General features: G+C 59.4%; 7 protein-coding genes. All 7 read left to right on the top strand.

The features are described 5' to 3' along the window. The first annotated feature begins 4 nt into the window (after positions 1 to 4). The 7 genes from mraY to ftsZ all read left to right on the top strand — a co-directional run bounded on the left by mraY (position 5) and on the right by ftsZ (position 10,961). Positions 5 to 1,210, top strand: a complete 1,206-nt coding sequence (gene mraY / locus HMPREF2712_RS08605; RefSeq protein WP_049340736.1) for a phospho-N-acetylmuramoyl-pentapeptide-transferase — start codon at positions 5 to 7, stop codon at positions 1,208 to 1,210. After that, entirely contained in the window at positions 1,210 to 2,796 is a 1,587-nt protein-coding gene (murD, locus tag HMPREF2712_RS08600) for a UDP-N-acetylmuramoyl-L-alanine--D-glutamate ligase (protein ID WP_070819761.1), read from the top strand. The genes mraY and murD overlap by 1 nt, the downstream gene beginning before the upstream one ends. Positions 2,797 to 2,945: 149 nt before the next feature. Beyond that, positions 2,946 to 5,099: a peptidoglycan glycosyltransferase FtsW gene (locus HMPREF2712_RS08595; RefSeq protein WP_070819760.1), complete on the top strand. Its 2,154-nt coding sequence runs from the start codon at positions 2,946 to 2,948 to the stop codon at positions 5,097 to 5,099. 210 nt (positions 5,100 to 5,309) lie between these two features. Then, positions 5,310 to 6,410, top strand: a complete 1,101-nt coding sequence (murG, locus tag HMPREF2712_RS08590) for an undecaprenyldiphospho-muramoylpentapeptide beta-N-acetylglucosaminyltransferase (RefSeq protein ID WP_070819759.1) — start codon at positions 5,310 to 5,312, stop codon at positions 6,408 to 6,410. After that, on the top strand, positions 6,410 to 7,909 hold the full coding sequence (gene murC / locus HMPREF2712_RS08585; RefSeq protein WP_070819758.1) for a UDP-N-acetylmuramate--L-alanine ligase: 1,500 nt from the start codon (positions 6,410 to 6,412) through the stop codon (positions 7,907 to 7,909). The genes murG and murC overlap by 1 nt, the downstream gene beginning before the upstream one ends. 9 nt (positions 7,910 to 7,918) lie before the next feature. Next, on the top strand, positions 7,919 to 9,574 hold the full coding sequence (locus HMPREF2712_RS08580; RefSeq protein WP_246828703.1) for a cell division protein FtsQ/DivIB: 1,656 nt from the start codon (positions 7,919 to 7,921) through the stop codon (positions 9,572 to 9,574). 196 nt (positions 9,575 to 9,770) lie between these two features. Further along, positions 9,771 to 10,961 carry a cell division protein FtsZ gene (gene ftsZ / locus HMPREF2712_RS08575; RefSeq protein WP_005507755.1) on the top strand — a complete coding sequence of 397 codons (1,191 nt, stop codon included), beginning with the start codon at positions 9,771 to 9,773 and terminating at the stop codon, positions 10,959 to 10,961. Positions 10,962 to 11,045 lie beyond the last annotated feature (84 nt).

Genomic DNA, 11,045 nt, shown 5'->3' with positions numbered 1-11,045 from the left:
CTTTATGATTACCGTGCTGATTGCTGGAATCTTCGGATTCCTCATCTCCCTCACCGCGCTGCCGGTGTTCATCAAGAAGATGAAGTCTCTGAAGCTTGGCCAGCTCATCCGTGAGGAAGGCCCTGCAGCCCACCAGCATAAGGCGGGCACCCCCACCATGGCGGGTCTGATTTTCATCCCCGCGGCGATTCTCGCCTACTTCTTGACCCTGGCGGTGAGCGCCCTGCTCTTCGGTACCGCGCCGGTACCGACTGCTACCGCGTGGCTGACCATCGCCTTCACCCTGGGCATGCTCGGTGTGGGCGCGGCGGACGACATCATGAAGTTCCGCAATAAGGGCAACGAGGGTCTGACCGAGAAGCAGAAGACCATTGGTCTTCTGGGTGTTACCCTGCCCTTTGCGTACCTGGCGTTCCAGTTTCCGAATGAGTCGGGTGCACGTCCGGCGTCGACCGCTATCTCTTTCGTACGTGACCTGCCCATTGACCTGTTCGCGGCGGGCGCGGTCTTCGGCTCCATCCTGTTGGTTGGTTGGATTACCCTCATCTCCCTGTCCGGTACGAACGCGGTGAACTTCACCGATGGTCTGGACGGCCTGGCTGGCGGCATCATGATGACCATCTTCTCCGGCTACCTGACCATCAGCATCTGGCAGTACGTGCACGCCTGCTCCGCTGGCGCTGGCACTGCCTGCTACGATGTGCGCGACCCCGGCTCGCTGGCGCTGATTGCTGCTTCCCTGGTGGGTTCGCTGGCTGGCTTCCTCTGGTGGAACGTGTCGAAGGCACAGATCTTCATGGGCGACTCCGGTTCTCTGGCGCTCGGCGGCGCAATGGTTGCCTTCGCGCTGTTTACCCGCACCGAGCTGCTTCTGCTGGTCATCGCTCTGATTCCCGTGCTGGAAGTGTTCTCTGTGATCGTGCAGAAGTTCGTGTTCAAGACCAGCCGTAAGCGTTCGGTCGCAGCGGGGGAGAAGCCCCTGCATGCGCACCGTTACTTCCGTATGACCCCCTTCCACCATCACATGGAGAAGGTCGGCGTCAACGGCATGTACTCAATTGATAAGCGAGGCATTGCCCCCGGTACCGTCAGCAGCGGCGAAGTGAACTCCGTGTTCCGCCTCTGGGTTGTTAACGCCCTCTGCGTGCTCGTTGCCCTGGCGCTGTTCTTCGGTGACTGGTTCTCGCAGACTTCTGGAGTGATTCACTAATGTCAACTAATGAACAGCCGGATACAGCTCGCATTGAAGCGAACGCCGCCGCTATTGCGGTGAACCCGGTGTATGAGAACGAGCGCCTCGCGGAGCTGACCCACTGGGGTGCGCCCTGGGCTAACCTGCGCGTGGTCGTGGTGGGTATGGGCACCAGCGGCGACGCTGTGACCGACGTGCTTGCCCAGCTGGGCGCGAAGATCGTTGTCATCGACGGCGCGGATACTCCGGAGAAGCGTGAGCGCATCGAGATTTACAAGAACGCGTACGGCCCGGTTGAGGGCCTGTTCGGTCCCGAGCACATGCGTGCCCTGCCCCTGGTGGACGGTCAGGAACCCGAGCTCGTGGTGACCTCTCCGGGTGTGCGTCCCGACCACCCGGTGATGCTGGACGCTTATGAGCGCCGTATCCAGATTTGGGGCGATGTTGAGCTGGCATGGCGTTTAAACGAGCGTAGTGGCCTGCCGACCCCCAAGTGGCTGTGCCTGACCGGTACGAATGGTAAGACCACTACCGTGGGTATGGTTGATTCCATCCTGAAGGCTGCCGGCAAGAAGGCTATTCAGGTAGGCAACGTGGGCATGCCCATCGTGTACGCCATTGCCGATGATGAGCCCTATGAGTTCTTCGCGGTGGAGCTGTCCAGCTTCCAGCTGCACTGGACCCATTCGATGTCCCCGTACGCTTCGGTAGTTCTGAACATTGCTGAGGACCACGTGGACTGGCACGGCTCCTTCGATGGCTACAAGGCTGATAAGGCTCGCGTGTACGAGCACACTCAGGTTGCCTGCATCTTCAACACCGACCACGTAGACACCCTGCGCATGGTCGAGAATGCGGACGTTATTGAGGGCGCTCGCGCGATTGGCTTCAGCTCCACTGAGATGCCGGCCGTGTCGATGCTCGGCCTGGCTGAGGACATCATGGTGGACCGCGCCTTCTTGAAGAACCGTTACAACGAGGCGTATGAGCTGGCGGTTCTGGAGGATTTGGCTCCGGCTCCCGGTAAGATGCCTGCGAAGCACACCGTGGAGAACGCTCTGGCGGCTGCGGCGCTGTGCCGTGCGGCTGATATTGACCCGAAGGCTGTGGGCGCGGGCCTGCGTTCTTTCAAGACCGGTGCGCACCGCAACCAGCTGGTGGGCTACGCGAACGACATCATGTGGGTGAACGATTCGAAGGCTACGAATCCTCACGCCGCGAACGCGTCGATGAGCGGCTATCCCTCGCTGGTGTGGATTGCTGGCGGCCTGTCGAAGGGCGTTGAGTACGATGAGCTGATTGCTGCCCACGCGCAGCGTCTGAAGGCTGTGCTGATTATCGGTACCGATACTGCGGCGTTGAAGTCGGCATTGGCTAACCACGCTCCGCAGGTTCCGACCTACAATATGACCGCCGCTGTGGCTGATTCTTCGGACGGTATTGCCGTGATGAACGCGGCCGTTGCGAAGGCTGCTGAGCTGGCGCATCCGGGGGATACCGTGCTGATGGCTCCCGCGTCTGCTTCGATGGACCAGTTCAAGAATTATGCGGTGCGCGGTGATGCGTTTGCGAACGCTGTTGCCGCCCAGCTGGCAGACTCTTAGGACATTGCCTGCAGGGGGCGTCTTGGGTGACCGGGGTGCTTTCTGCGGGTTCTTCTCGGGGGTGGGATGGTAATGGTGTCCCACCCCTGAACCTTTTTCGTGTATTCGCCACGACGGATCCGTGGCAGTTGAGGCCTATAGGAGGGCATGTGAGTACCAGCGCATCTTCGGAGCGTTCGGCTTCTTCGGCGCGTTCGACCGCGAGTGGTCGTTGGGCGTCTTTGCGAGCCGGTTTGGAGGATTTCTCTGCGCCGTTCCGTACTCGTGCCGATAGGCTGTACCGTCGTGGTTTGAAAGCTGACCTGTGGGATGTGCCGGTGATGTTGCTGGTGACGACCCTGGGTCTGGCTATTTTTGGCTGCATTATGGTGTTGTCGGCTTCGAGCGTCACGATGATTTCGCAGGGCCAGTCGCCGTTCTCGCAGGTTTCGTCTCAGATCATGTTCTTGGTCCTTGGCGTGCTTGCGATGGCGGGTATTACGCGTATTCCGGTGGGCGTTTACCACAAGAAGTTTGTGGTGTATGCGATGCTGGCTACCGCTTTGGTCATGCAGCTTGCTGTGGTGGTTGTCGGCGTTGAGGTGAACGGTAACCGTAACTGGTTGAAGATCCCCGGCATCGGACAGATCCAGCCGTCGGAGTTTTCGAAGCTTGCGATTATTATGTGGCTGGCGTGGGTGTACAGCCGTCACGGCGATATTTCTCGCAGTATTTGGCGTACGTTATTCCCCTCGATTTATGGTGTGGGTGCCCTGGTGCTGCTGATTATGCTCGGCGGTGACATGGGTACCGCCATGGTGTATGGCTTCATCTTTGTGGGCATGATGTGGCTGGCGGGTGCTTCTCGCAGCTCGCTACTGAAGATTGGCGGCGCGTTTGCGGTGTTGGCGCTGGTGGGTGTTCTCAGTAGCGCGAACCGTGTGGCTCGTATTTTCGGTATTTGGGGTTCGTGCACGAACGCTAACTGTGACCAGGCGAATTCTGGTGAGGTGGCGCTGACGACCGGTGGCTTCTTGGGTGTTGGTCTGGGCCAGTCGCGCCAGAAGTACAACTACCTGGCTGAGGCGCATAACGACTATATTTTCGCCATTATTGGTGAGGAGCTGGGTCTGCTGGGTACGCTGGCGGTTCTGCTGCTGTATGTGGGCCTGGTGTATTGCGCGGTTCGTATTATGCTGCGTACTACTGATCCGCTGGTGCGTTTGGCTACGGGCGGCATCATGATTTGGTTGACCTCTCAGGCGATTATCAATATGGGCATGGTGTCCCGTATTTTGCCGGTGATTGGTGTGCCTTTGCCGTTTGTCTCCTATGGTGGTTCGTCGCTGTTGTCCTCGTTGTTTGCGGCGGGTTTGTTGTTGGCGTTTGCGCGGCAGACTCCGTTGCGTGGCGCGACGAAACCGTCGAATATTGAGACCCAGAGTGCGCGTGAGGTTCGTCGTGCGAATGCTGAATGGCAGCGTCGTACGCCGTTGCAGGATGTGCTGAATCAGGAAGAGGCTGCTCGTGCGGCTGCCGGTGGTCACCTGTTGAAGGAACATAATCCTTTGAAGGTTGTTTTCGGTCCGGAGAGTACGTTGCGCCGCTGGTTGGGTTTTGCGCCGGATCAGCAGCGTGAGTTGTCTCGTATAGCTCGTGAGCAGCGGAAGGAGCAGGAGCGCCAGGCTCGGGAGCAGGCTCGTCGCGAGGAGGAACAGGCTCGCCGGGAGGCGGCGCAGGCTCGAGAAGAGGCTCGTCGTGCTCGTGAGGAGGCACGTCTGGCTCGTGAGGAAGCTGCCCGTGTGAAGGCGGAGCAGAAGGCTGAAGCTCAGAAACAGAAGGCCTCGCAGAAGCCTGCACCGAAGAAGGCAGCTCCGCAGAAGGCTCCCGCTCAGCCTCGTACCGGTCAGCAGGCTCGTGTTGCCCAGAAGAGTACTGCCTCTGCTCGAGCGGCACAGGGTAAGCCTGCTCAGCCTCGTACTGCTCAGCCCCGTACCGCTCAGCAGCCTGCTGCTCAGAAACCTGCTGCTCAGAGGCGAGTGCAGCAGCCTCGTGCTACTCAGCCCCGTAGCGCACAGCACCGTCCGTCGGGTTCGCTACCTGCGGGTCTGCAGCCGCTGCATCCTGAGGACCGTCAGCGTCGAGCCCAGCGACAGGGTAATCCTCGACAGGGCGCTCAACGTCAGGCAGCGCCGCGACAGGGCACCCAGGCAAAGGGTACTCAGGCCAAGGGTGCTCCGAAGAACAGCGCTCAGCAGGCACCGCGTCCGGCTCAGGGCGCGGCTCGGAACTCGGCTCAGCGCGGCACCCGCAAGCAGGGCTAAACCCCGCGGAACCCGCTCCGCGAAGCCTGCATATCGGGGGCTGGCAATCGGGGAAGTGAGCTGCGGTTCGCACCTCTACCCGTGATGAATATGTGCTGAATATAAGATAAAGCCCTCGCTGTTGAGTTGTAGCTCAATGGCGGGGGCGCTCTTTTGAACAGGTGCGATAGCGTAAAATGATGCTGTACCGATGTGTTGGGAGAAAGACCTATGACGAAGAAGGCGCCCTCTATAGTCTTCGCCGGTGGTGGCACCGCCGGTCATATTAATCCGATGCTCGCGATTGCGCGTGCGGTTCGTGATCTTGAGCCGAACGCTAAGATTCTGATGCTGGGCACTGCGGATAAGATGGAAGCCGAGCTGGTTCCGGCAGCTGGTTTCGATATTGAGTTCATTCCTCGTGCAGCGTTCCCTCGTAGCATTAACCGTGCCGCTTTGGCTTTCCCCGCTAAGTTCTTTGGTGGCCTGTCGAAGACCCGCCGCATCCTCAAAGAAGCAGATGCAGACGTGGTTGTTGGCGTGGGCGGCTACGTGTGCCCGCCGGCGTATCTGTCGGCGTTGAGCGCTAAGATTCCCGTGGTGATTCATGAGGCGAATGCGAAGCCCGGTTTGGCAAACCGCCTGGGCGGTACGTTCGCTAAGTTCACCGGTGTGGCGTTCCCTAATACTCCTTTCCCGCGTGCAACCCTGGTGGGCATGCCGATGAAGGATGAGATTGCCTACCTGAACCGTGAGGCGCACCGTTCGAAGGCTCGCCGTAACCTGGGTCTGGACCCGCAGAAGCCGACCGTGATTGTGACCGGCGGTTCGCTGGGTGCGTTGAGCCTGAATAATGCGGTGGCGGCGTGCCGTGACCACTTTGCGGAGTGGGACTTCCAGATTCTGCATATTACCGGCAAGGGTAAGGCTGTTCTGGATGAGAACGGCGAGTTGTTGAACGCCCCGAATTACCGTCAGATTGAGTTCAGCAACGGCATGCAGGATGTGTACGCTGCCGCTGATCTTCTGCTGGTGCGTTCGGGCGCGGCGACCGTCAGTGAGGTTGCTGCGGTGGGTGTTCCCGCGATTTTTGTGCCGCTTCCTATTGGTAATGGTGAGCAGGCTCTGAATGCTCGTTCTCTGGTGGAGGCGTCTGCGGCTCTGCTGGTGAAGGATGCAGAGGTCACCGGTGAGTGGTTTGCCCGTGAGATTCCGGCTCTTATGGCGAACCCGGAGGAGCTGGAGCGCATGGGCGCTGCGGCGTATGAACTTGGTATCCGTGACGCGGCACGCGTTATGGCTGAAGCAGTATTGAAAGCAGCTGAGAAGTAATGACTGAATTGATGAATCTTGAGATGGTGTTGCCGGCACCGCTGAACCCGCCGTTCCCTGAGCGCGCGAAGATGAGCGAGTTGGGCCGTGTGCACTTCATCGGTATTGGTGGCGCGGGTATGAGCGCTATTGCCGCTCTGATGCTGCAGGCTGGTGTGACGGTGAGCGGTTCTGATCGTGCGGAGTCGGCTACTGTTGAGTCTTTGCGTGCTGCGGGTGCTCGTGTGGGTGTTCCTCAGCAGGCTGAGAACATTGTGGATGTTGATACCGTGGTGATTTCTACTGCAATTCGTGAGGATAACCCGGAGCTTGTTGCCGCTCGTGCGCAGGGTCTGCGTGTGCTGCATCGTTCTGAGGCGCTTGCCGCTGTGATGGGTGAGGCTCAGGTGGTTGCTGTTGCCGGTACTCACGGTAAGAGCACGACCAGTTCCATGATTTCTGTGATGTTTGATCAGCTGGGGGCTGACCCGTCGTTTGCGGTGGGTACTGTGATTGCTGGTCGCGGCACGAACGCTCACCTGGGTGCTCAGGGCCCGGAGTCGATTTTTGTGGCTGAGGCTGATGAGTCGGACGGCTCGTTTGTGCGTTACCGCCCGGCTATTGCTGTGGTGACGAATGTTGAGCCGGACCACCTGGATTTCTATGAGACGGATGAGCGTGTCTTTGAGGCGTTCAACCGTTTTGTGGGTTCGCTGGCTCCTAACGGTGTTGTGGTGACTTGCGCTGATGATGCGGGCGCGGCGGCTTTGGCGGCTCGTTCTCGTGCGGCGGGTGTGCCCGTGGTGACTTACGGTGAGTCGGCGGATGCTGACCTGCGCATTAGCGAGATCACCAGCGCTGGTGAGTCCTCGTCGTCGCACCTGTCTTGGTCGTTTGAATGCCTTGGCGAGCGTTATGAGGGTGAGCAGGATATTGCTCTGAAGGTGCCCGGTATCCACAACCAGCTGAATGCTTCTGCGGCTTTTGCTTCGGCTCTGATTTCTGGTTACGAGGCTGCTGATATTGCTCGCGCGCTGGCTGATTTCGTGGGTGCTGACCGCCGTTTCACCCTGCGCGGTGAGGTTGCCGGCGTGAAGGTCTTTGACGACTACGCGCACCACCCGACCGAGGTGTTCCGTGCTTTGCAGACCGGTCGTACCGTGGCTGATGGCCATAACCTGTACGTGATTTTCCAGCCGCACCTGTTCTCGCGTACTCGCGAGTTCGCGAAGGAGTTTGCGCAGGCCCTGTCGATGTCTGATCGTGCTCATGTGCTGGATATTTACCCGGCTCGTGAGCTGCCGATTGAGGGTGTGACCAGTGAGCTGATTACCGGTGCTGGTTTCTCTGAGGTTCGTTACGCTACCGCTGAGAGTGCAATTGAGGATATTGTGGCGTGCGCTCAGGACGGCGATATTGTGATGACCGTTGGCGCTGGCGATGTGACCGCTTTGGGTGCGCGTCTGCTGGAGTCCCTGGAAATCCGTCACGGTGGCGAGTCGAAGAAGTCGGAGGCTTAGGCTGTGCCGATGAGTTCTGGTCTCTCTTCGGAGGGGCATTCCTCCTCGCGCGCGCCGAAGGCTCCGCGTTCGCGTGCTCGTTTGCGCGCCCAGCAGGTAGCTGAGAATGCGCAGGTTGAGGCTAAGAAATCTGAGTCTGTGCAGGCTGAATCTGCGCAGTCTCAGCTGACTCAGCCGCAGGCCACCCAGCCTCAGGTTGTGAAGAACGCAGAAGCTACTGGGACTGCAAAGCCCTCGGAAGCTATGAAGTCTGCGGACGCCGTGAAGCCTGTCGAGGCTGCATCCTCGGAGGCTTCTGCTCAGCCTGCTGGTGCGCAGTCTGCCGCTACCCAGTCTTCGAGCTCCGTTCGACACATACCGCGTAAGCCGGTGGTGCATAAGTCGCACGCCCAGAACGGTGCTGATTCTTCGGCTTCCAAGAGCGCGGCGGCGGTTCATTCTTCGGCGCAGTCTTTGAAGGATTCGGTGCGTTCTGCGCTGATGACCGGTCGTACCGTGTCTGAGGTTGAGCACGCGCCTGAGCTGTTTGATGTTGAGGCGTTTGAGGATTCTTCGTCGAAGACATCAGCCGCCAAGGGTGCCTCTGCTCAGACTGCATCCTCGCAGTCGGTGAAGAGCGCAGAAAAGGAAGTAGCCGATCAGAAGGCTGCTCAGAAGAGTTCTGGTAAGAAGTCTTCTGCCGATTCTGTTGAATCTCGCGAAGAGTCTGCCGCTCAGAAGGCTGAAGAGAGCGCTGATAAGGCGGGGGAGAAGGCAGCTGAAGAGCCTCGCCCCACGAGTCGTTTTGGTCGTTGGCGTGCCGAGCGTGAGCAACAGCGTGCCGCGGAGATTGAGAAGGAGCGTGAGCGTGCGAGCCGTCAGGCTCAGCGTGAGCGTCTGCGTCAGGATCCGGGCCTGGACGGTCTACGTGCTGAGGAGCGCCCCCGTAAGGAGCGTGCGCCTCTGACTCGTGCCCGTAAGCTGCTGTACACTGCCTCGGCGCTGGCTATTATCGCGGTGCTGTATGTGGTGCTGGTCTTCTTCTCGCCCCTGTTGGCGACTCAGAAGATTACGGTGCGCGGCGCGTCCCTGCTGGAAACCACCCAGGTGGAGCAGAAGCTTGAGCCTCTGCGCGGCGTTCCGCTCACTCGCATCGATGAGAAGAAGGTGCGTGAGCTGATCGGGCAGGATAACGTGATTCGTAGCGTGCAGGTGGAGAGCCGTCCGCCGCATGAGCTGGTGGTGACTCTGAAGGAGCGTACCGCGGTTGCGGTTGTGAAGCAGGGCGATACGTACCATACTGTTGATAGTGATGGTGTGAGCCTTCTGGAGTCGGCAACTCAGCCCGATACATCGGTGCCGCTGGTTCGTTTCAGCGGTGATGACCCGCAGACTTCGGCTGAGTTCCACACTATTTCTACCGCGCTTTCGGCGATGCCCTCTGAGCTTCTAGCTCAGGTTAAGGAAGCCGGCGCTACGTCAACCTCAAGTATCACTCTAACCTTGAGGGATAATACTACGGTGCAGTGGGGAACCGCTGAAGAGAGCGAGTTGAAGGCTAAGGTCCTGCTCTCCCTGCGCCAGGCTATTGCTAAGCGTGCTCAGGAGGAGACCTCCTCCGAGGCACAAACGCAGAAGGTGACCGTCTATGACGTGTCTGCCCCGCGCGTACCGGTGACCCGTTAGGGGAACCAATCAGGCGCTTTATCCTCCCTTTTTGTGTGAAATCCGCAAAAAGAGGGGGTAATTGCGCTGTGTGACTAGGAACCGACAAAAACAGTTTGGTATCCTAGCAGATAAAGTCATTCTTTAGAGGAAACCTTCAGGCTTAGATTAAGCTGCGGGTCTTCCGAAGCTGGAACACGGAACAATCGAGGAATACATGGACGCTGGAACTCCCCAGAACTACTTGGCAGTCATCAAGGTCGTTGGTATCGGCGGCGGTGGCGTCAACGCAGTCAACCGCATGATTGAGGTTGGTCTGCGCGGCGTTGAGTTCATTGCTATCAACACTGACGCTCAGGCTCTGCTGATGTCCGATGCAGACGTTAAGCTGGACGTTGGTCGTGAGCTGACCCGCGGTCTTGGCGCGGGCGCAAACCCCGAGGTTGGCCGTCAGGCAGCCGAGGATCACGCGCAGGAAATTGAGGAAGTCCTCAAGGGCGCAGACATGGTCTTTGTGACCGCAGGTGAGGGTGGTGGCACCGGTACCGGTGGCGCACCCGTCGTGGCACGTATTGCCCGCTCCCTCGGCGCTCTGACCATTGGTGTGGTGACCCGCCCCTTCACCTTCGAAGGCCGTCGCCGCTCCAACCAGGCTGAGACCGGTATCGCTGCTCTGCGCGATGAGGTTGATACCCTGATCGTTATTCCGAATGACCGACTGCTGTCGATTTCGGATCGCAACGTCTCCATGCTGGACGCATTCAAGTCCGCTGACCAGGTTCTGCTCTCCGGTGTGCAGGGCATTACCGACCTGATCACCACCCCCGGCCTGATCAACCTTGACTTCGCTGACGTTAAGTCCGTCATGCAGGGTGCTGGTTCGGCTCTGATGGGTATCGGCTCGGCATCCGGTGAGGACCGTGCCGTGAAGGCAGCTGAGCTGGCTATCGCTTCGCCGCTGCTGGAAGCATCCATCGACGGTGCACACGGCGTTCTGCTGTCCATTCAGGGTGGCTCCGACCTGGGTCTGTTCGAGATTAACGAGGCTGCACGCCTGGTTCAGGAAGTTGCTCACCCCGACGCAAACATCATCTTCGGTGCGGTTATTGACGACGCACTGGGCGATGAGGCTCGCGTGACCGTGATTGCTGCTGGCTTCGACGCAGTGAACCCGGAGACCAACTCCAACGCTTCCACTGCTGCGGCTACTCAGGCTCAGCGCACCCAGGCATCCTTCGGCGGTTCCACCGCTGCGGCTGCTCCGGCTGCTAACGGCTACGGCTACAACGCACCCGCTGCTGCTCCGGCTTCCACCGGCGCTGCTGGCTTCGACGTTGACCTTCCCCCGGTTGTGGAGGAAGCTCCGGCTCGCCGCGACACCCTGGACGTCCCTGACTTCCTGAAGTAGTCTGCCCGGCTGTGAACGCCTAAGCGTTGCACGGCTGAGAGTCTTATGAAGCTATAGGGGAGCTGAGAAACACGCACATTGTGC

The sequence above is a fragment of the Rothia sp. HMSC064F07 genome, assembly GCF_001837265.1.
GTDB classification, from domain to species: domain Bacteria; phylum Actinomycetota; class Actinomycetes; order Actinomycetales; family Micrococcaceae; genus Rothia; species Rothia mucilaginosa.
Note: the sequence above shows the minus strand (reverse complement) of the source record. Positions and strands in the feature narration are given on the sequence as shown.